Source organism: Streptomyces sp. NPDC020898 (assembly GCF_044333925.1).
In the GTDB taxonomy this organism is placed as follows: domain Bacteria; phylum Actinomycetota; class Actinomycetes; order Streptomycetales; family Streptomycetaceae; genus Streptomyces.
Window position 1 is genome coordinate 1 of record NZ_JBIRRV010000003.1, and the last position, 22,422, is coordinate 22,422.

Annotated in this window: 10 protein-coding genes and 5 pseudogenes; 13 read left to right on the top strand and 2 right to left on the bottom strand. The window is 68.8% G+C overall.

The features are described from left to right. Positions 1–617: pseudogene (locus ACH4TV_RS11105) on the bottom strand (hypothetical protein); the annotation flags it as partial. A gap of 241 nt (positions 618–858) precedes the next feature. Here ACH4TV_RS11105 and ACH4TV_RS11110 point away from each other — a divergent pair. From ACH4TV_RS11110 to ACH4TV_RS11140, 7 genes and pseudogenes are all read left to right on the top strand, one after another. Further along, a pseudogene (locus ACH4TV_RS11110) lies at positions 859–1,053 on the top strand (hypothetical protein); the annotation flags it as partial. A 79-nt stretch (positions 1,054–1,132) separates the two neighbouring features. Continuing rightward, positions 1,133–2,110 (top strand): integrase core domain-containing protein, encoded by a 978-nt coding sequence (locus tag ACH4TV_RS11115; protein ID WP_398396621.1) that lies wholly within the window; start codon positions 1,133–1,135, stop codon positions 2,108–2,110. 192 nt (positions 2,111–2,302) lie between these two features. Beyond that, the gene (locus ACH4TV_RS11120; protein WP_398396623.1) at positions 2,303–3,133 is read left to right on the top strand and encodes a glycoside hydrolase domain-containing protein; all 831 of its coding nucleotides are present in this window, start codon (positions 2,303–2,305) and stop codon (positions 3,131–3,133) included. A gap of 674 nt (positions 3,134–3,807) precedes the next feature. Beyond that, a complete protein-coding gene (locus ACH4TV_RS11125; protein WP_398396625.1) occupies positions 3,808–4,770 on the top strand; it encodes a histidine kinase in 963 nt (320 codons plus the stop codon). Continuing rightward, positions 4,767–5,429, top strand: coding sequence for a response regulator (locus tag ACH4TV_RS11130; RefSeq protein WP_398396627.1), 663 nt, complete (start codon positions 4,767–4,769; stop codon positions 5,427–5,429). The genes ACH4TV_RS11125 and ACH4TV_RS11130 overlap by 4 nt, the downstream gene beginning before the upstream one ends. A gap of 233 nt (positions 5,430–5,662) precedes the next feature. After that, positions 5,663–11,887, top strand: coding sequence for a DNRLRE domain-containing protein (locus ACH4TV_RS11135; protein ID WP_398397738.1), 6,225 nt, complete (start codon positions 5,663–5,665; stop codon positions 11,885–11,887). 147 nt (positions 11,888–12,034) lie between these two features. Continuing rightward, entirely contained in the window at positions 12,035–12,208 is a 174-nt protein-coding gene (locus tag ACH4TV_RS11140) for a hypothetical protein (protein WP_398396629.1), read from the top strand. A 747-nt stretch (positions 12,209–12,955) separates the two neighbouring features. Here the strand turns inward: ACH4TV_RS11140 and ACH4TV_RS11145 are convergent. After that, positions 12,956–13,753 (bottom strand): annotated as a pseudogene (locus ACH4TV_RS11145) (sporulation protein); the annotation flags it as partial. Positions 13,754–13,994: 241 nt separating this feature from the next. Between ACH4TV_RS11145 and ACH4TV_RS11150 the strand changes: the two are divergent. From ACH4TV_RS11150 to ACH4TV_RS11175, 6 genes and pseudogenes are all read left to right on the top strand, one after another. Then, on the top strand, positions 13,995–15,929 hold the full coding sequence (locus tag ACH4TV_RS11150) for an alpha/beta hydrolase (protein WP_398396631.1): 1,935 nt from the start codon (positions 13,995–13,997) through the stop codon (positions 15,927–15,929). Positions 15,930–16,121: 192 nt separating this feature from the next. Then, entirely contained in the window at positions 16,122–17,465 is a 1,344-nt protein-coding gene (locus tag ACH4TV_RS11155) for a hemolysin family protein (protein ID WP_398396632.1), read from the top strand. Beyond that, positions 17,462–18,484, top strand: a complete 1,023-nt coding sequence (locus ACH4TV_RS11160; RefSeq protein WP_398396634.1) for a hemolysin family protein — start codon at positions 17,462–17,464, stop codon at positions 18,482–18,484. Before ACH4TV_RS11155 ends, ACH4TV_RS11160 begins: the two co-directional genes overlap by 4 nt. A 201-nt stretch (positions 18,485–18,685) precedes the next feature. Next, positions 18,686–19,692 (top strand): annotated as a pseudogene (locus tag ACH4TV_RS11165) (hemolysin family protein); the annotation flags it as partial. A gap of 193 nt (positions 19,693–19,885) precedes the next feature. Beyond that, positions 19,886–20,689, top strand: a pseudogene (locus ACH4TV_RS11170) (peptide-N4-asparagine amidase); the annotation flags it as partial. A 145-nt stretch (positions 20,690–20,834) separates the two neighbouring features. Beyond that, positions 20,835–22,265: a cation:dicarboxylate symporter family transporter gene (locus ACH4TV_RS11175; RefSeq protein WP_398396636.1), complete on the top strand. Its 1,431-nt coding sequence runs from the start codon at positions 20,835–20,837 to the stop codon at positions 22,263–22,265. The last annotated feature ends 157 nt before the right edge of the window (positions 22,266–22,422 follow it).

Genomic DNA, 22,422 nt, shown 5'->3' on the forward strand with positions numbered 1-22,422 from the left:
CGGACCTTGGTGATGTCCACGAAGTCGGCCGCCACCGGGCCGTTTGCGCCTTGGCCGCCGTTGCCGTTCTGGCCGGCGCCGTTGCCCTGTCCCTGTCCCTGTCCCTGTCCCTGGCCTTGTTCCTGGCCGCCGGCCGAGCGCAGCGAGCAGGAGGCCAGGTATGCAAGACCCTGGGGCCTGGGAGCGGACCTGCCGATGGCGATCCCGATCCGGTCGATGGTCGCGACCCGCTTGTCCTTCAGCGGCCCCATGATCGCATTGTTGGCGAAGTTGCTGTCCCGCTGGATGGCCCTGGCCGAAGTCTGCAGTCGCTGGTAGGCCTCGGCCACCTGTTTGTCCAGGAGCGCGAGTTCCCTGTCGACCTGTGCTCTGGCCTGGTCGGGGACCGAGGTCAGCTTCGCCCCGACATCCGGGCAGCTGATCGTGACGTTACCGGCCGCGAGGACCTGGTTCGCCCGGTCCTGGGGAGCGCGCCTCGTGGTGTTGCTGTTTCCGCTCTCGTGGGCGGAGGCGTACACATTCACCGCTATCAGCCCTCCCGCTCCCAGAGCGAGACCTGCCGCGGCGGCGATGGCCCGATGTGTTGTCCTGGACCGCTTGCGGGTGTTGCGTCGCATGGGACTCCTCTGGCGTTCTCGAGTCAGGTAGGGCTTGCTGATCTCTCGGTCGATCGCGACTCGGTGACCAGGGTTACGGATGTGATCGGCGTGAAGGCGGGTTTCTGACCTCATGTCATGCCTCCGTAAGAAGCTGTTGTCTTTCCGGACCTGAGGACTGTGTTTCCGCTGGTCGGGCATAGAGTCGGCGATCCCGTGGGAGTTGTGGCCTGTCGCGCTGTCGTTGCCCGGGAGGTTGTGGATGCCGTCGGTGGTCGGGCTGTTGGAACAGCGTGAGCTGGGTGCTCGCTGTCGTGTTGACGAGCTGCGGGAGAAGGCCGACCGCGTCCAGGCCGAGTTGGCCGTGGCCGAGCGGGAATGGAAGGAGTGGGCCATCGCCCGCTCGCGGGTCGGCGAGGTGCTGGCCCCCGTGGACGAGAGCGGGCAGGACCCCGCCGCCCGGCACCTGCCGGGCCCGCTGCGCCGGCACTGGCCTGGTCACCCCCGCCACGCTGCTGTCCTGGCACCGCCGACTGGTGCGCTGGAAGTGGAGGCAGAAACCCGCGCGCACGGGCCGGCCGCCTGTCTCCGAGGAGATCACCGGCCTGATCCTGCGCCTGGCCCGGGAGAACCCGGTCTGGGGCTCGACCCGCATCCAGGGCGAGCTGCGACGCCTCGGGCACCGCGTCGGCGCGTCCACCGTCCGCCGCATCCTGCGCAGCGCCGGTCTCGGCCCCGCACCCCGGCGAAGCCGAGGCGCCCCGACCTGGCGCGAGTTCGTGCGTGCCCAGGCCTGCGGTCTGCTCGCCGCCGACTTCTTCCATGTGGACACCGCAGGCCTGAGCAGGCTGTACGCCTTCTTCGTCATGGAGGTCGGCAGCCGCACCGTGCACATCCTCGGTGTCACCGCCCACCCGACCGCGGCCTGGGCCACCCAGCCCGCCCGCAACCTCCTCGCCGGCCTCGGCGAACGGGCCGCCTGCTTCCGATACCTGCTGCGCGACCGCGACAGCCGCTACACCCAGGCCTTCGACGCCGTCTTCACCGCCGACGGCATCGAGATCCTCAAGACCGCGCCACAGGCACCGAAGATGAACGCCCACGCCGAGAGGTTCATACGCAGCGTGCGAGCCGAGCGCACCGACCGGATACTTCTCTGCAACGAGCAGCACGCCCGGCACGTGCTCATCGAGTACGCCGCGCACGACAACACCGGCAGGCCCCACCGGGCACTGTACCTGCGCGCCCCCGCCGACGACCCGACGTTATTCCCTTCCCCGCCCAGCGCGTCCACCGCCACAAGGTCCTCGGCGGACTCATCCACGAGTACCGCAACACCGCTCGAAGAAGAACACGACAGGTGGCGAACGCCCAGCTCACTGCCCCGTGCGGGGCTTTTGGAACCCCACAGGGGCCGGGACGCGCGGTCGGAGGCGATGCCGAGCACGAAGGCGACGACCACGAAGGCAACGGCGGCGCACGAATACCGGCCCAGCAGGTGGTCGAGATCATGATCGGTCAGACACCCTCCACCCACTCACACGTAGGGCTTGGATAGGGTGCGGAGCGCTTCGAACACCGGAGCCATAGGCGCTGCGGCAGGCGGCTCTGAGCGCTGCGACCGCACTCAGGGTGTGCGTGTTGCATGCGTCGGCCCCTGTGGGCATACCAAGCGGCCATGGGCCGCGATCAGGATGGGGTGGGGAATGTCCAGTCACCGGTTGTCTAAGAGAGGCCGCTACATCGCATGGGCGACGGCTGGTGTCGTTGTCGTCGCCGGCGCCGGAGTCGCGGCGCAGACCTCGATGGCAGCCACCGCCTGGCCCGCCCAGAAGACCTTGACGGGCCGTGCCTTCGACGCCTGCACGGCGCCTTCCCTCGCGGCAATGAAGGCGTGGAAGGCCGACGGCTTCTACGGCGGAGCAGCTGTCTACGTCGGCGGGAAGAACCGCGGCTGTGCCCAGCCCAACCTCACTGCGTCCTGGGTGAAGTCGGTCAACTCCCTCGGCTGGAAGCTCATCCCGCTCTACGTCGGTGCCCAGCCGCCTTGCCAGACCAGCTCCAACCCGGAGAAGTTCACCGCCTCCACGGCCGCCTCTCTCGGCATGAGCAACGCCAACGACGCAGTTGCCAAGGCCGCCGCGCTTGGGATGAAGGTCGGCAGCGCCATCTATCTGGACATGGAGCCCTACGACATCACCAACAAGGCGTGCAACGACGCCGTGCTGACGTACGTGCGCTCTTTTACCAAGACGCTGCGCGCCAAGACGTACCGGGCGGGCTTCTACGGCTTCAGCAGCTCCAGTGCCAAGGCGATCGTCACCGCCACCAACAAGACAGATCTGCCGGGCAACCTCTGGTACGCGCTGTGGGACAAGAAGAACACCACCACGACGGACTGGCCCTGGGACCCCAAGCTGTTCACCAACCACAGTCGCGGCCACCAGTACATGGTCAACAGCAAGGAAACACGCGGCGGTTACACCATCACCGTCGACCGCAATGCCTGGGATGCCCCTGTCGCCATCGTCGGATGAGGACACTTCTACGTGGCCTTGAACGTCCCCGCCACCGAGTCGGTGGTGGACGTGGCCGGGCCGCGCGGTTCGGCGGTGGGATCGTATAGGTGACAGAAGAAGTTGTCCGGCGGCTGCCTCCTCACCCAGAGCGAGGTGAGCCGCCGCCCGTCATCTGCCGAGCCGACCGCAGGCGGTGGTACCGCGGTCAGGACGCGCGTACACGGCGTAGCTGACGTCCGTTCCAGCTGCGACACACTGGGCCGCCGGATTCATCAGGGCACCACCGGATCCGCGACCCAACGCACTTACACCCGCGACAGTGCGATCGTCTACGCCGACGCCACGGCGGTGTCCATCCTCGGCCAGATCACCGGCCACGTCGGCTGGTCGACCGGACCGTGTCCTGGCCGATTCCCGTGAGCGCCTCGCTCAGGAGGATCGCGCCGGCCACCTGCTCGACCTCACACTGGCCCGCGGCCGAGCTGCCTGTTATCACGCCCAGCGTCGGGAAGTTCTTCAGCGCGAACGTGCCGACTCAAGGGTCGCGTCACCAGTGGGCGGAGAGCCGAAAGATGGGTGACAGCATGTATGGAATCACAGGCCACGCTCAGCGAGGCTTTGTCCGAAAACGGTCTCCGGTCAAAGGGAGGAGGCTGGCACGGCGCCGAAGGCGCCGACGGGGGCAAGGGGAGATGGGTGTGTCGCTGTTCTGGCGGATGTTCATGTCGAACGCCCTGGTTCTCGCGATCGCGGCCGCGCTGCTCATCGGTCCGTGGGTCACGGTGTCCAGCCCTGTTCTCCTGCGCGAGGCGCTGGTGATCGGCGGAGGTCTGACCGCCATGCTGGCGGCCAACGCGCTGCTGTTCCGTGTCGGGCTCGCACCCTTGGAACGTCTGACCAAAGCGATGGCGGACGCGAATCTGCTAGAGCCAGGACTGCGCGCCCGGGTCACGGGACACGGCGAACTCGCCCAGCTGACGGATACGTTCAACGTCATGCTCGGCCGTCTGGAGTCCGAACGGGCCGCGAGCAGCGGCCGGGTTCTGTCCGCGCAGGAGTCCGAGCGCCGAAGAGTCGCCCGGGAACTGCACGACGAGGTCGGCCAGACCCTGACGGTCGTCATCCTGCAGTTCAAGAGCCTCGCCGACCGCGTACCGAAGGACCTGCGCGAGGACGTCGTGACCGCGCAGGAAACCGTGCGTGACAGTCTCGACGAAGTACGTCGCATCGCCCGCAGGCTGCGTCCAGGAGTGCTCGAGGACCTCGGCCTCGCAAGCGCTCTTCGGGCCCTCGTGCTGGAGTTCGCCGCACCCGGTGTCACCGTTACCCACCAGGTCGACGCCTCCCTGCCGGCCCTAGGAGGGCAGGCCGAGCTGGTGCTCTACCGCGTCGCCCAGGAAGCGATGACGAACGCCGCCCGCCACTCGCAGGCGAGCACGATCAGTCTCGGGCTGCGGTCGGCCGGAGAGTGCACCGTCGAACTGATCGTCCGCGACGACGGTCAGGGTCTCCATGGGACGAAGGAGGGGGCCGGGCTGCTGGGCATGCGCGAACGCGCCCTGCTCCTCGGCGCGACACTCACCCTCACCTCCGGGGATCCTCGCGGCACCACCGTCCGGCTGCGGGTCCCGCTCCCGAAGGACGGAGCCGTATGAACGCCCCGGTTCGCCCGGTTCGCATCCTGCTGGCCGACGACCACGCCCTCCTGCGGCGCGGTGTACGCCTCGTCCTGGAGTCCGAGCCGGACCTGACCGTGGTCGGCGAGGCCCAGGATGGCGCCCATCTGATCGAGCTCGCCCGCGACGTGGACGCGGAGCTTGCCGTCCTCGACATCGCCATGCCGCGCATGACGGGCCTCCAGGCCGCACGTGCCCTGGCGAAGATGCGACCCGACCTGAAGATCCTTTTCCTGACCATGCACGACAGCGAGCAGTACTTCTTCGAAGCCCTGAAGATCGGCGCCTGCGGATACGTCCTGAAATCGGTGGCCGACCGGGACCTCGTGGAGGCCTGCCGGGCGGCGATGCGCGACGAGCCGTTCCTCTACCCGGGGACCGAGACCGCCCTGATCCGCCAATACCTCGACCTCGTCCGCCAGGGAAAGGCGCTGCCCCGCAAACCGATCACCGAGCGCGAGGAGGAGATCCTCAAACTCGTCGCCGAGGGCCGCTCCTCGAAGGAGATCGCAGAGTTGCTGGTCATCAGCGTCAAGACCGTCGATCGCCACCGCGCCAACCTGCTGCAGAAACTCGGCATGCGTGACCGGGTCGAGCTCACCCGGTACGCCATCAGGACCGGCCTGATGGAGCCCTAGCGCCCCCGCCGTATGCCGCACGTCCAAGGACTCGCAGGTCCGACCACCGTCAGGCCGGACCGGCGCCGGTCCGGTGCCTCATGCATCGGATCCCGTATCACCATGCACTGGTACCCATACAAGGGGGAAATGTGAAAAGCCATATACCGGCGCGCCCATCCGGGCGTCGCGGGCGGTACAGACTCGACCGGTCCAGAGGACTGCGCGGCACGGCGGTCGGCCTCGGCCTGCTGATGTCCGTCTCCACGATCTACGGCTCGGAAGCGGCTCTCGCCGCCCCGGCCGTCCAGGCGCAGCAGAAGCCGGCCGACCGGCCGGTCACCGCCGCGGCCGACATCGCCTCGGCGCGTGTGGCGGCCCGTCTGTCCGGGCAGCGGGTGGAAGCGCTGTCGGAGCGGACCGAGACGTCGACCACCTGGGCCAACAAGGATGGCTCGCTCACCACCGAACTGACCTCCGGGCCGGTCCGCTTCAAGGACCCGGCCACGGGTGACTGGCGTGACGTCGACGTCGAGCTGGCCGCCCAGCCGGACGGCTCGGTCGCCGCCAAGGCCCACCCGCAGGGTCTGACACTCGCAGGCAAGACCGGCGCGCCGGCACGGTCTCTGCGCGCGGCCCAGTCCGCCCCGGCCACCGACCTCGTCACCCTGGGCCAGGGTGACGAACAGATCACCCTCCAGTGGCGGGGTGGCCTGCCCGCGCCGCGGCTCGACGGCACTCGCGCGACCTATGTGAACGCGGTGCCCGGCGCCGACGTCGTCGTGGAAGCCACCCGTACGGGCTTCGAGCAGTTCGTCGACATCAAGCAGAAGCCCGAAGACGGCTTCTCCTACACCCTGCCGCTGAAGACCAAGGGTCTGAAGGCGGAGCAGCAGGCCGACGGCAGCGTCCTGTTCACCGACAGGAAGTCGAAGAAGTCCGCGGTCATGCCCGCGCCGGTGATGTGGGACGCGACGGTCGACCCGGTCTCCGGCGAGCACACGCACCGGGCCAAGGTCGCGATGAAGGTCGTCAAGACGAAGGGCGGCGTGGACCTCGTCATCACCCCGGACGCAGGCTTCCTCGCCGATGAGTCGACGAAGTACCCGGTGACGGTCGACCCGTCAACCTCGTCCCTGTCGAACGTCTTCGACACATACGTCCAGCAGGGCGAGACCGTCGACTGGTCCAACGACGTCGAACTCGACCTGGGAAACCCGGGCACGAAGAACGCCGACGGCACCTTCCGCACGGCACGTTCGTTCGTCTCCTGGAACACGGCGCCGATCGCCGACGCGCTGGTGACGGACGCGAAGCTGAGCCTGTGGAACTTCCACTCCGGCAACTACACCGGCTCGTCGTGTCCCACCCAGCCGTGGGAGGTGTGGTCCACCGGGGCCGCCTCGACCTCCTCGCGCTGGGCCGCCCCGAACCAGCCGACGTGGACCGCGAAGAAGGCCACTTCTTCGGAGACCCGGGGCAACGCTTCTTGCACCGCGCAGCCGGACGGGTGGATCAACGCCGACGTCACCACCATGGTGCAGGAGTGGGCCTCGGCCAAGGCCGCCAAGTCCCACATGGGTCTGCGCGCTACCGACGAGAGCGTCACGGGACAGTGGAAGCGGGTCAACTCCGCCAACGCCGCATCGAACCCACCCAAGCTGGTGGTCACCTACAACTACCGGCCGCGCACGGGTACGAAGCAGGAGGCGGGGCCGCCGTACTTCTCCTACGGCGGCGCGTACGTGGTCAACACCGTGACGCCGACGCTCCGCGACACGTTCGTCGACCCCAACGGTGACAAGATCAACGGCACCTTCCAGATCTTCGACTCCGCCGCCAACACCCAGGTCGGCAACGTAATCGTCTCCCCGTGGGTGAACTCCGGACAGGCCGCCTCCGTGACCGTCCCGGCCGGCGTGCTGACCAACGGCAAGACATACAAGTTCCGCACCTCACCGTACGACGGGGCGCACTACAACCTCGGCTGGTCGGAGTGGAAGACCTTCACGGTCGACACCACCGCTCCTTCGGCCCCGACCGGCATCACGTCGACGGACTACCCGACGACCGCGTGGGTCAAGGGCGCTGGACAGGCCGGCACCTTCACCGTCACTCCGAACGGCACAGGCCACAACTGGCTCGAATGGTCCCTGGACGGCCTGAGCTGGACCAAGGTCACCACCGGTGGATCCACCGCCGCCAAGGCCATCAGCATCACCCCGCCCAAGGACGGCACCCATACCCTCCAGGTCCGGCAGGTCGACAAGGCGGACAACAAGTCCGAGGCCCTGGAGTACACCCTCCACGCCGGCCCCGGCGGCTTCGTCCAGCCGAGCGAGGGTGAGAGCACCGCGCGCCGGCTGCCGCTTATTGCCGAGGCCGAGGCCGGGAAGTACGACTCCGTCTCGTTCTCCTGGCGCCGCTCCGACGCCGACACCTGGACGCACATCCCGGCGGCGGACGTCCTGAAAGACGGCCAGGCGCTCGCCTCGTGGCCCGTACCGCTTGTGAACGGCAAGAATGCGCCGCTGACCTGGAACGCCACCAGCACGGTCGATCCGGATGGAAGCGTTCAGATCAAGGCCGACTTCACCGGACCGAACGGGGCTGCGGGCAGCACACAGCCGCTTCCCGTGGTCGTCGACCGTAACGCGGACGGCGCCGCTGGCTCCCAGGTGGGTCCCGGCTCCGTGAACCTGCTCAACGGTGACTACTCGCTCGGGGCATCCGACGCCGAGGTGCTGGGTCTGTCGGTGACCCGTACGGCCTCCTCGCGCGTGCCGGACAAGGGCATCAAGCAGGCCGGCCAGGCTCCGATCTTCGGCAAGGAGTGGGTCTCCGGCACCGTCGCCCCGGAGGTGGACTCGGGGTATTCGCACATCGAGAAGACCTCCAACACCTCGCTCAATCTCGTCTCGGCTGACGGTGCGTCCGTCTACTTCACGGCCAACCAACCGCAAACTGGCTGGATCCCCGAGCCCGGTTTCGAAGAGCTTGCTCTGACCGGCGGTTTCTCGTCGTCCTTCACTCTCAACGAAGACGACGGTTCCGTGACGACCTTCAAAAAGGCCGCCTCCGACGCCCCGACCTGGCAGCTGTCCAGCTCGGTCAAGTCGGGTATCGACGGCGGGGAGAGCCTGGTCGTCTCCGAGGCTGTCACCATCGACGGCAAGCGGGTCAGCCGGCCCAAGCGCATCATCAACGCCACAAGCGCGGCCACGGCCGCGACCTGTGAAGCCACCCCTGCGACGCGCGGCTGCAAGGTCCTCGACTTCGTCTACGCGACCACGACCACCGCCACTGCCAGCACTTTCGGCGACATCACAGATCAGGTTTCCGAGCTCAAGGTGTGGGCCTCTGATCCCGGTGCCGCCAATGCCACTGCCCGCAGTGTTGCCCGTTACGCCTACGACGATCAGGGCCGTCTGCGGCAGGCATGGGACCCGCGGATCAGCCCCGCTCTGAAGACCGCTTACACCTACGACTCCGCCGGACGCGTCATCACCCTGACGCCGCCGGGGCAGCTGCCGTGGACGTTCAACTACGGCAAGGTCGCCGCGGTGACCGGTGCTTCGGACGGCATGCTGCTGTCCGTGCAGCGGCCCACGCTCGCGGCCGGCACGAAGGACCAGGTCTCCGGCACGGCGACCTCCACGGTGGTCTACAACGTCGCGCTCTCCGGGACACCGGCCCCGGCCGAGATGGGTCCGGCCGACGTCGCCAAGTGGGGGCAGAACGAGGCCCCCGTCGACGCGACCGCGGTCTTCCCCGCGGACAAGGTGCCGGCGTCGTCCGACGGGGCGCAGCTGGCGAAGGCCGATTACGCCCGGGCCATGGTGCTCTACATGAACGCTTCCGGACGCCAGGTCAACCAGCGCAACCCCGGGGACCACATCACCACTGCTCAGTACGACCGGTACGGCAACACGGTCATGGAGCTCTCGGCCGCCAACCGCGCCCTGGCTCTCGGCCTGACCGCCAAGGACAAGGCCAACCTCGCCGAACTCGGCCTGGGCTCCGATACAGGCGGATCCGCGGCGCGAGCCCGTCTGCTGGCGAGCGAGACCACTTTCGCCGCCGACGGCTCCCGCTCGACCGACTCACGCGGTCCGCTGCGGATGCTGACTCTGGAGAAGGACCTCACGGCCACTGACGGCACCGTTCTGCTCGCAGCGGGCACCGCGGCTCCCGGCCGCACCTGGACGACCACCGCTTACGACGCCGGCCGTCCCACCGACGGTTCTGCCACCGTGGTCAACCAGCCCACCAAGGAGACCGTCGGTGCCGAGCTCCTGACCTACCCCGGTCAGATGGCCGATGGACGCGGTACCACGACCGAGTACGACTGGGTCAAGGGCCTGGCCACGAAGAACGTCCAGGACGTCGGCGGCCTGGCGATCACCCGGGTCACCGAGTTCGACGACAAGGGCCGCGCGGTCAAGTCGCTCATGCCCAAGTCGAACGGCACCGACCCCGGAACCCAGCTGACGACCTACTGGTCGGCCACGGGCACCGGAACCTGCCAGGGCCGTCCCGAGTGGGCCGACCAGGCATGCGAGGTCCGTTACGCCGGTGCCGCCGCCGGCACCAACGGTGCCCTGCCGGTGATCTACAACGAGTACAACGCCTACGGTCAGCCGGAGAAGGTCGTGGAAAGCGCCAACGGTGCTACCCGCACCCTGGTGACCACCTATGACCCGTCCGGCCGCCAGTCGTCCGTCACCACCAGCGGCACCGCCGCCGGCACCGCCGTCCCGGACCAGACCTTCACCTACGACGCGGAGGCAGGACACCTCACCAAGACCGCCTCGACGACCGCGGGCAGCATCACCCGCACCTTCGACGTGCTCGGACGTCAGATGAGCTACACGGACGCCGACACCAACGCCACCTCGGTGCAGTACGACCAGCTCAACCGGCCGGTCAAGAGCACCGACGGCGCCCCCTCCACGGTCACCTACACCTACGACACGTCAGCCGAACCCCGCGGACTGCTCGTCTCGCTCACCGACTCCGTCGCAGGCACCTTCCGCACCACGTACGACGCGGACGGCAACGTGGCCACCGAAAAGCTGCCCGGCGGCTACACGATGAACCAGTCCACCGACCCGGCCGGCAAGCCGACAGAGCGCTCCTACACACGCGACTCCGACGGCGCCCTCCTGCTCAGCGACGCCGCCACGGTCACGGCTCACGACCAGTGGGCCACCCGCGCCGGAGGCGCCGGCCAGAACACCAACCGCGCTTACCGCTACGACGCGGCCGGCCGACTGACGACAGTGGAGGAAACCGCCGACAGCGTTTGCACCCGCCGCTCCTACGCCTGGGACAAGCACTCCAACCGCACCTCCGTCACCACGGCAGCCGCTGCCCCGGGCCTGGACTGCCCGACGACCGGCGGTACGTCCGTCACCAGCACCTACGACACGGCGGACCGGCGGACCGACAGCGGCTACGCCTACGACGCGTTCGGCCGGGCCACCACGGTTCCCAGTGAGGGCACGCTCGGCTACTACCTCAACGACCTCGTGAGGCAGCAGCAGCTGGGCAGTCAGCGTCAGACCTGGGCGCTCGACGCCACCCGCCGGATCCGTTCCTGGACCGTCGAGTCGAACGCCACGGGCAGCTGGGTCACGACCGCGACCAAGGTCAACCACTACAGCAGTGACAGCGACAAGCCGACCTGGATCGCCGAGGACGCAGCCACCGGCACCATCTCGCGCAACGTGGAATCCGCCGGACGCAGTCTCGGCGCCACCACCAGCAAGACCGGTGACGTGGTCCTGCAGTTCGTCGATCTGCACAACGACGTCGCCCTCGCACTGCCGCTCGACACATCCAAGGCCCCCACGGCCCTGACCACGGACGAGTTCGGCAAGCGCACCGGTACCGAACGGGCCCGCTACGGCTTCTTCGGTGGCGAACAGCGGTCCGCCGACACCCTCGGCAATCTCGTCCTCATGGGCGTGCGCCTGTACGACCCGGCCTCCGGCCGGTTCCTGCAGACCGACCCGGTGGCCGGCGGCAGTTGCAGCAACTACGACTACGTCTGCGCCGACCCGGTCAACGCCGAGGACATCTCCGGCTGCCTGCCCTGCAAAATCCCGTGGTACGCGTGGACCGGCTGGCGAAGCGACATCAAGATCACTTGGTCCGGCAAGTGGTCCTACACCAGCTGGCGCACCAAGAAGTACTCCTGGATGTGGGACGCACTCGCCGACTGGACGCCTCTGGCGATCGTTGGCTGGAAGGAACGGTGGCGCTGGCGCACCCAGCGCGGCGTCCGCTGCACTCTTCTGTCATGGAAGAGTGAAAAGGTCCTTGCCGAATGGGTGTCTGTCTACACCACCCAATACCAGGACCGGATCACCTACCGGAAGACCTACACCAACTTCCGGTTCTCCGAGACGTCGTCCTGGTGGACCACCTACCGGCGGACGTACGTCTACTCGTCGAAGATCTACTGGGGATACTAATCTCCGGCCGGACACGTGTTACGCATGAGATCCGGCACAAAACGTGATCAATGCATTCCAGGCTGCCCGGACCGCTTCACGGCGGCCCGGGCAGCCGCCCGTACTTCCCGAACGCCTTCAACAGTGAAAAACCAAAGAGGAGCCAGCATGTCCCAGTCCCGCGTCGGCATCATGGTGACATCGATCGGTGCCGCTCTCACCGCGGCCGGAGCAGCGATGTACGTTCTTCCCGGCCCGGGCCTCCCCGTCCTGCTTATGGGCCTCGCCGTCATAGTGGCAGGAGCGGCCGTGTGGTTCATCGGCCGCAAGTCCGCAAACTGAACCCTTGCTGACTGTCGTGGTGCGTTCTCTCGTCCTACCCGAACCACGGCGTCAAGATCACGGCCTATGTTTACGGAAGGATCTCCATCGAACACCGATGACCTGACGTGACCCTTGTGTTCCCGGCCTGAGGCCGCACGCGTCTCCGGCCGGAACAGCCGTATATCAGGGCACGCCAGCAGGGAGAGAATCCGCAGGAGAAACAAATGGACGACTTTCAGGATTCATTGCATGCCTCCCACGTTTAGGGGCATCGGGTGGGTGGAGCGTGCGAGAGCGACGTTCTGATCAGCGGCCATGACGGGCATCCTCCCTGGTGGCCAGGCCTGGCCACCAGGGCGTGGGCTCACCTTCAGGGAAGGGTGTAGCTCCAGGCTCATACAAGATTTTCGTAGCCGTTGATCGATCCAGCTGGGCCGTGGCATCCCTCTGTTCCAGCGGGATGCTGCCTGTGTGCGATGACGTGTTGAAGCTGTTGCCGCAGCTCGGTGCTGTGGAGATCGGTTCGATCGAGGAATCCGGGGATGTGGTGGTGATCTCCGCGCGATCCGGGGCGGGACCGGCCGTATGTACTGGTTGCGGCCGGATCTCTGACCGGGAGCACAGCCGGTACGTGCGACACGATACGGACGAGGCAGTTGGCGGCCGTGCGGTACGGATCGACCTGTCGGTGCGCCGCCTGTACTGCGAGAACCCTGCTTGCCCGAAGGCCACGTTCGTGGAGCAGGTCGACGGGCTGACGGTGCGATACGTGCCCTGGGAGCCGTACGACGACCGGTGCTCGACGAGTTGGCGGATCCAGCCGTCGACCAGCGTGTTCCAGTCCTGGTGCTCGACTCCGTCATGGGTGACCGTGAACCGGGTGAGCGCGTCGTGGCCGGAGGAGAACAGGCCGCCGCGCTTGTCGGCCTCCAGGATCACCTCCATGCCGCAGGGGTGGGCGAGGAAGGCCACCTCGATCTCGTTCACCTGATGGGCGTACTGCGGGGCCGGGGTGAGCTCCAGCTCCTGGTGGAAGGGGAGTTGCTGGCCGGTGCCGCCGATGCGCCCGTACTCAAGGTCCGCGGACCTTAAGCCGAAGCCGAGCTGGCCGAGGGCCTCCAGGACCGCCTCCTGCACCGGCAGCGGTCCGACGACCAGCTGGTCCAGGTCACCCTTGTCCTTGGCGCCCGCCACCGACAACTCGGTGCGCACACCGAGAACGATGCCCAGGTCCTGCCCGTACAGCTCCGTGACCGGTGTCTCCCCCGGCAGCATCGCGCTGAACGGCACGCTGCGCAGCTCCCCCTCGGCGAGTCGGAAGCCGCCCGCGACGGTGAACCGGTCGAAGACGACGACACCCTCGCTCTCGCCGTCTTCGTGTTCGGCCTCGACGCGGGCCACCAGCTCCAGCGTGATGTGCTCGATGTCGAAGTCCGCGCTGCCGCCCTGGAGATGGACCTGACCGGACAGTGTGCCGCCGGGGCGGACCGCTCCCGGGTCGAGGACCGTGTCCACCGTGGGGCCGCCCACGCCGAGCGAGCCGAGCAGTCGTTTGAACACCAGCGGGGCGTCCACTCCTAATCAACGTGCGTGTGTTTCTGCGGACGCTGCCGCCCGGGATATCTACAAGCGAGTAGAAGCATAGGGCGGGGGGTGTGGAGGAACATTCCGATCCGCGCCCGCGCGGCGGGAAAGGCCGAAAACGAACTCCGGGCCGGGGCTCGGCTGACGTACTCCGTCGGGAGTAGTAGCCGACTCCCGGAGGCAGATGTCCGGTCCGTCCGTGCTGCGTAGCGTCGAGACCATGACTGGGACAAAGGAACTCACCGGCGCGATGGTCGGCCAACTCCGGCAAGCTGTACGGCTGTTGATCGCGCTCACCGTTGTTCTCGCCCTGTCGGCGGCCGTGCCGCCGGACGGGTACACCCACGCGGGCTCTCGGGGAGCCGCCCGTGTCGTCGCGGAACACGAGTCCGGTCCCCGCATCACCGACCTGACCGTCCGTTCGCCCGCGCTGGGCCGCGACGCCCGGGTCCGGCTGCTGACCCCGGACGGCTGGGAGAAGCGCGGGCCCGGCGACCGCTGGCCGGTGCTGTACCTGTTCGCCGGCGGCGACGGGGACCACGAGACGTGGACCCGGGAGTACGAGGTCCAGAAGAAACCGGAGTTGCACGATGTCCTCGTGGTCATGCCGGAGATGCCGTTGTTCGGCTTCTACAGCGACTGGTGGAACGGCGGCCGGGGCGGGCCGCCCGGTGTGGAGAGCTTTCACCTGCGCGAGATGCTGCCGTTGCTGGAGCGCGACTACGGCGCCGGTACGCGTCGGGCAGCGGCCGGGGAGTCGCAGGGCGGCTTCGGCGCGATCTCCTACGCGGCCCGCCACCCCGGGCTGTTCCAGTCCGTGGCGAGCTACAGCGGATACGTCCACCCGCTCCAGCACCCTCACACGGTCCGCGCCGCCATGACCTACCTCGGCCTCGACTGGCGGGCGCTGTGGGGCGATCCAGTGGCCCAACGTGCCAACTGGCAGGCCCACGACCCCTATTACCTGGCCGAGCGCCTGCGCGGCACCCGGGTCCACCTGTCCTCCGGCGACGGCAGGCTCGGCGCCCTCGACCCGCCGGGCACCGAACGCGACCCGCACATACCAGGGGTGGAGGACCCGGCCGATCCGTTCCCGGACGACGTGTACTCACCGACCGAGGCCATCATGAACGAGGAGTCCCGCACCCTCGCTGCACGCCTGAAGCGGGCCGGCGCCGAGGTGACCACGCACTTCTACACCGGCACCCACTCACCGGCGTACTGGCACCGCGAACTCGACCGCACCCTGCCGACGCTGCTGGACTCCCTCGGCGGCGGGGCCCGCGTGGTCGCCGAGGAGCGGGTCGGCCCCCGCCTGGTCGATCTCACCCTCGACTCACCGGCGTTGGGCCGCCGCGCCAAGGTCCGGCTGCTGACCCCGAACGGCTGGGCGGAGCGCGGGCCCGGTGACCGCTGGCCGGTGCTGTATCTCCTGCACGGAGGCTTCGAGCCGGAGACGTACCGGACCTGGACGCGGGAGTCCGACGTCGAGGAGATTCCCGAACTGCGCGATGTGCTGGTGGTCATGCCCGAGGGCGGCACCGTCGGTTTCTACAGCGACTGGTGGAACGAGGGGAAGGATGGGCCGCCGGCCTGGGAGACCTTCCATCTCGACGAGGTGCGTCCGCTGCTGGAGCAGGGGTACGGGGCGGGGGAGCGGCGGGCGGTCGCGGGGCTGTCGATGGGCGGCTTCGGCGCGGTGTCGTACGCGGCGCGCAGGCCCGGCATGTTCGCCGCGGCGGCGAGCTACAGCGGGCCTGTGCACCTGCTGCACCCGCGGATGCGGGAGACGTGGCCGCAACTGGAGGAGGCGTACGGCGGGAAAGGGAGTCTGCGCGGGCTGTGGGGCGATCCGGTGGCGCAGCGGGCCGTCTGGCAGGCGCATGATCCGTACCACCTGGCCGGGCGGCTGCGGGGGACCGAGGTCTTCCTGTCCGTCGGTGACGGCAACCCCGGACCGCTGGACCCGCCGGGCAGCGCCTACGACCCGGCCGAGCCCGGCCTCGACGCCATGAATCGTTCGCTGGCCGCCCGTCTGGCCCGGCTCGGCATACCGGCGGCCACTCACTTCCACACCGGTACCCACCATCCCGCGTACGGGGCACGCGAACTGCACCACTCGCTGCCGATGCTGATGGAGACCCTCACCGAATGAGGTTTTTTGCGACTCCTTTACAGTGGGTGTAGAGGCAGGTAAACCTGTCTCCGCACCCCTGTTTTCATGTCTTCAGCGCACTTGTCTTTCGAGAACGAGAAGGAGCGGCAGTCCCACCATGGGTGAGCCTCCCAGTACCGGCCGTGCCATACCCGTCCCGCCGCGCACGCGTGAGGGATCGGGGGTGGCACGGTGACCGCGGTCCTGCTTCTTCTGCTGGCCCTGTTCCTCACGCTCGCCTGCGCGCTGTTCGTCGCGGCCGAGTTCTCGCTGACCACCGTCGAGCGCGGTGATCTGGAGCGGGCCGCCGAGGCGGGTGAGCGCGGGGCGGTCGGTGCGCTGGCGGCCGTACGACGGCTGACGCTGCAGTTGTCCGGGGCCCAGCTCGGTATCACCGTCACTTCGCTGATCATCGGCATGCTCGCCGAGCCCTCCTTGGCCGCGCTGCTGCGCGGACCGCTGGAAGCGGCCGGGCTCGGTGGCGCGGCCTCGTCCGTCGCCACGGTTCTGGGTGTGGTCGTCTCCACCGTCGTGCTGATGGTGGTGGGCGAGCTGGTGCCGAAGAACTGGGCGATCTCGCACCCGCTGGCCGTCGCCAAGGTGGTGGCCGGGCCGCAGCGCGGTTTCACGGCCGCGTTCGGGCCGTTCATCCGCCACCTCGACAACACCGCGAACCGTGTCGTACGCCGGATCGGCCTGGAGCCCGCCGAGGAGCTGGCCTCCGCCCGCGGCCCGGAGGAGCTGGTTGCACTGGCCCGGCACTCCGCCGCCGAGGGTGCCCTGGAGGCCGACTCCGCCGAACTCTTCGTACGCACCCTGCACCTGAGCGAGCTGACCGCCGAGAACGTGATGACTCCGCGCGTCGACGTGCGGGCGCTGGAGGCGCACGCGACCGCCGCCGACGCCGCCAACCTCACCCACGCCACCGGCCTATCCCGTTTCCCGGTCTACCGCGACAGCCTCGACGAGGTAGTCGGGACCGTCCACATCCGCGACGTCCTCGCCCTGTCACCCGAGAAACGGCAGCTCACCCAGGTCACCGAGCTGGCCACCGCCCCGCTGCTGGTGCCTGACAGTCTGCCCGCCGACCGGCTGCTGGAGCGGCTGCGTGCGAGTCGGACGATGGCCGTCGTCATCGACGAGTACGGCGGTACGGCCGGTGTGGCGACGGTGGAGGACATCGTGGAGGAGGTCGTCGGCGAAGTCCGCGACGAACACGATCCCGTCGAGGCCCTCGATCTGCAGCCCGCCCCCGCCACCGAGGACGGCCGCGCGGTGTGGGAGGCGGACGGTGGCGTGCGGATCGACGAACTCGCCGGGATCGGCTTCGCCGCGCCCGAGGGCCCGTACGAGACCGTGGCCGGACTGATCGCGACCCGGCTGGCCCGTATCCCCGCCCGGGGCGACATCGTCGACCTCGACGGCTGGCGGCTGGCCGTTCTCGACGTCGACCACCACCGCGCCGACCGGATCCGGATCACCGAACCGGCGCGCTCGGCGTCCGAGCACCACCAGGTCGTGGAGGAAGCCCGATGACCGTCCTGCAACTCGCCATCGGCGCCCTGACCCTGCTGACCAACGCCTTCTTCGTCGGGGCGGAGTTCGCCCTGATCTCGGTGCGCCGCAGCCAGATCGAGCCGCGGGCCCAGGAGGGCAACATGCGGGCCCGGATGACCCTGTGGGGCCTCCAGCACATCTCCGCGATGATGGCGACCGCCCAACTCGGCATCACCGTCTCCTCGCTGGTGCTCGGCGCGGTCGCCGAACCCGCCATCGCACACCTGCTGGAACCGGCGTTCGAGACCGCGCACATCCCGCACGGTCTGGTGCACCCGATCGCGTTCGTCATCGCGCTCACCGTGGCGACGTATCTGCACATGCTGATCGGCGAGATGGTGCCCAAGAACATCGCGCTCGCCGCTCCGGTCCCGACCGCGCTGCTGCTGGGCCCGCCGCTGGTCGCCCTCACCCGCGCGCTCAGGCCGGTGGTCTTCGGCATCAACGCGTTCGCCAACGCCCTCCTCACGTTGTTGCGGGTCGAGGCGAAGGACGAGGTGGAGTCGGCCTTCACCGACGATCAGCTCGCCCGCATGGTCGTCGACTCCAGCCAGGCCGGACTGCTCACCTCCGCCGACGGTGAACGGCTGCGCGACGCGCTGGAGCTGGGTACCCGGCCGGTCGGCGAGATCTTCGTCCCGGCGCAGCGGATGCGTACCGTCGACCACACGATCACCCCGGCCCAGTTGGAACGGACGGCCGCCGAGGCGGGGTTCTCCCGCTTCCCGGTCACCGGCCCCGACGGCACCCTGCTGGGCTACCTCCACATCAAGGACACCCTCGGCATCGCCGCGCGGGACGAGCCCTTCCCGCGTGACGTCCTGCACCCCGTCACCCGGGTCCGCATCGACACCCCGCTCGACGACACCCTCACCGCCCTGCGCGCCGCCGGGAGTCACCTGGCGGCCGTGACCGGCGAGGCGGGTGCCGTGCTCGGCTTCGTCACCATGGAGGACGTGCTCTCCGAACTGGTCGGCCCGGCTCCGGCGGCTGCGTGAGTGGCGTGTCGTGTACGGCGGACGGACAGTGATCGGGAACACGGATGCGGCCACGATCGTTCGCCTGTGTGAACACCCAGACAAGGAGCCATTGTTGTCCGCCAGATCGACGGACCTCTCGGGGCACGACCCCCGACCGTCCGGCCAGGCATGTCCTGAGCACGGCGCCCGGCGGGGCGCCCCCTCTCGACGGACCCGCCGATGAGCACCGCGAACGCCGTGCTGGGCCTGGTGGCCGTGTTCGTGCTCACGGCCGGCACCGGCTACTTCGTCGCCCAGGAGTTCGCGTACGTCTCCGCCGACCGGCTCGCCCTGGCGCGTGAGGCCGAGGCCGGGGACAAGAGGGCCGCCCGCGCTCTGACGGTGCTGGAGCGGCTGTCGTTCATGCTGTCGGGCGCCCAGCTCGGCATCACGGTCACCGGCCTGGTCGTCGGTTTCATCGCCGAGCCGTCCGTCTCCGCGCTGCTCAAGCCGGTGCTGTCCGGCATCGGCATTCCCGACGGGGCCGTCTCCGGCATCTCCGTCGTGCTCGCCTTCGTGCTGGCCACCGTCGTACAGATGGTGATCGGCGAGCTGGCCCCGAAAAACCTGGCCCTCGCGGTTCCGGAACGGCTGGCGAAGTCGCTGGCCGCCTCCACGCTCGCGTATCTCAAGGTCGTCGGGCCCCTCGTCCACGTCTTCGACGGGGCGGCCAACCGGCTGCTGCGCAAGGTGGGCATCGAGCCGGTCGAGGAACTGCACCACGGCGCCACCCTGGAGGAACTGGACCATCTCATCGGTGAGTCCCATGAGAAGGGCCATCTGCCCAGGGGCACCGCCGAACTGCTGGACCACGCCCTGGAGTTCTCCGAGCGGACGCTGGACGAGGTGATGGTGCCGCGCGCCGACGCAGTGTTCGTCCGCAGGGACGCAAGCGCCGCCGAGGCGATCGAACTGATCACCAAGCACGGCCACTCCAACTACCCCGTTCTGGGCGACCACCCCGACGACGTCAACGGCGTACTCGGCGTCCGTGAGCTGATGCACCTGCCCGCCGACCGCCTCACCGTTACGACGGCGGGCCAGATCGCCCGACGGCCCCTGCTGCTGCCGGACACGCTGCCGCTGCCGACGCCGTCGAACGGATGCGGGAGCACGACGAAGAGTTCGCCGTCGTCCTGGACGAACACGGGGGCGTCGCCGGCATCGTCACCTACGAGGACATCGCCGCAGGGCGGCATGAGGACGCGCCCCTCGGTTCTGACGCACCGTCGGATTCCGGGCACTCCCGGGCACCTGGCGGTGCACGAGATCGGGGAATCCACGGGGTGACCTGGGGCTACTCCGGGCACACCAAGTGCCGTGATATCCCGCGTTATTCCTGTGAGACCGCAGGTCAGACGTGCTCCCTCGCATTGACTCAGCCCCTTCCTCTGGTACGTGATCCCGGGACCGCGGGCCTTCGACATCAAACCCATCGAATACGATCTGACCCCCTTCGCCGGGCTCCTCAACGACGGCCGCCCGCATGACATAGAGGTCTCGGTCGTCGGCGTTCCGGAAGGCCAGTCAGGCTGGAGCGCCCCCGTCAACGTCCTCGTCTGGCAGGACGAGCGGCGCGCCCACGTCACCGGCAGGCTCACCGCCCACAGCGCGGGCGACCTCGCCAACTCCTCCACGTACACGCCCGGTTCGGCCGATGAGCAGCACCGACTCGACACCGAGGGCAGCCATCGGCTGACCGTCGCCGGATACGTCGACACCTCGCACGGGCGGGTGACGACGACGGTCGGCCGCGCCCTCACCAACAGCTCCGTCCACCGCTGGACCGACGGCGAGAACACCGACGGACTCACCGCCACCTGGACGGACGCCGAGAACGTCACCGTCGACGGGCGCGGTCCCGCCCGTACGACCCGCACGCAACGGACGTACACGATGGACGGCACGACCACCCTCGGCGCCGGTGACCGGCTGCGCACCGTGCTCACACTCGGCGACCGGGCGGCCGTCACCGAGACGCTCGGCGGTCGGCGTACCGCGTGGTCGTGGCTCGACGACGCGTACGCGGGCGACGCGACGTACACCGCGAACGTGCCGCGCGACCAGCGGCACGCCGTCGGTACGACGAGTGAGCGCTACCGGCTGTACGGCTCGGACGGGTGCCACGACCGTTCGCTGGTGACTGTGCAGGGGGTGCTCACCGAGGACCGCGACCGCTGCTGACGGCGCTGTGCGCGCGCTGTGGGGACGGTCGATGATTTACACGGCGGACATACGCAAGTTGCAGACGGGATCAACATCTCCTCAATAGTGTGATCAACGCGGAAGTGCTTTTCCGCATCCCAGAAACCCCTTCGGAGGAGTGCCCGTGCCGCCGTCCGTACCGTCCCTGCCGCGACGCGTCGCACGCATACTGCGTACCTCACTGTTCGCGCAGGTCGCCTGCGCGCTCGTACTCGGGATCGTCGTCGGAAAACTGTGGCCCGATGTGGCCACGGATCTCCAGCCGCTCGGCGACGGTTTCACCCGGCTCATCAAGACGATCATCTCGCCGCTCGTGTTCTGTGTGGTCGTCGTCGGCATCGCCAAGGCCGGTGACCTGAAGGCGTTCGGCCGGATCGGGCTCAAGGCCCTGATCTGGTTCGAGGTGGCGAGCACGCTCGCCCTGATCATCGGGCTCCTCGCCGCCAACCTCGTCCAGCCCGGGTCGGGCATGAACGTCGACCCGTCCACGCTCGACGCCTCGGCGGTCGACGCGAAGACGGGTGGCGGCTCGCTGCCCACGACGACCGAGTTCGTCGTCAACGCGATTCCCACCAGTTTCATCGGCGCCTTCGCCGAGAACGAGCTGCTCCAGGTGCTGATCCTGGCCTGCCTGGTGGGTGCCGCGCTGCTGCACCTCGGTCACACCAAGGTGCCGAAGGTCCTGCCCGCCATCGAGCAGGCCCAGGAGATCATCTTCGCGGTCGTCGGCTTCATCATGCGACTCGCCCCGATCGCGGTGTTCGGCGCGATGGCCGTCCTGATCGGCAACTACGGGCTCGGTGTGATCGAGACGTACGCCAAGCTGATCATCCTCTGCTACGCGGCCGCCGCGCTCTTCATCGCGCTGCTCGCCATCGCCCTCAAGATGGTCACCGGCCTCAGCCTCTGGAAGTTCCTCCGCTACATCCGCGAGGAGATGCTCCTCGCGCTCGGCACCGCCTCGACCGAGTCCGTCATGCCGCGCGTGATGCTGAAGCTGCGCAAGGCCGGCGCCCGCGACGACGCGGTGGGCCTGGTGCTGCCCACGGGGTACTCGTTCAACCTCGACGGCGCCTCGCTCTACCTGTCCATCGGCACGCTGTTCATCGCGCAGGCCGTGGGTGTGGACCTCAGCCTGGGCGAGCAGGTCACCGTGGTCCTGGTGCTCATGCTCACCAGTAAGGGCATGGCCGGCATCCCCGGTTCGGCCTTCCTCGCCCTGTCCGCGACCGCTTCCTCGCTCGGGGCCATCCCGGCCGGCGCCGTCGCCCTGCTCCTCGGCGTCGACCGCATCATGGACTCGATGCGCGTCGTCACCAACCTGCTCGGCAACTGCGTCGCCGTCTTCGCGGTCTCCCGCTGGGAGGGCGCTCTGGACCTGGAGCGCGCGAAGAAGGTGCTGGACCGGGAGATCGTGATCTCGGAAGAGGACGACGAGGATGACGAGGGCGGCAAGGACAACGGGGGCGAGGCGGCCGACGGGGTCGACGTGAAGGGGCTCCCGGTCGCGGCGGTTCCGGCCCAGGTGTCCGACGCCAAGGAACCCGCGAGCTGATCTGCGGCACCCGGCGTCCCGAACGGAACGGGCCGTGGGGGGGGGGCCCCCCCCCCCGGGGGGGGGGGCCCCCCCCGGGGGGGGGGGGGGGGGGGGGCGGGGGGGGGGGGGGGGGGGGCCCCCGCCCCCCGCGGGGGGAGCCGGACGCCCCCCGCCC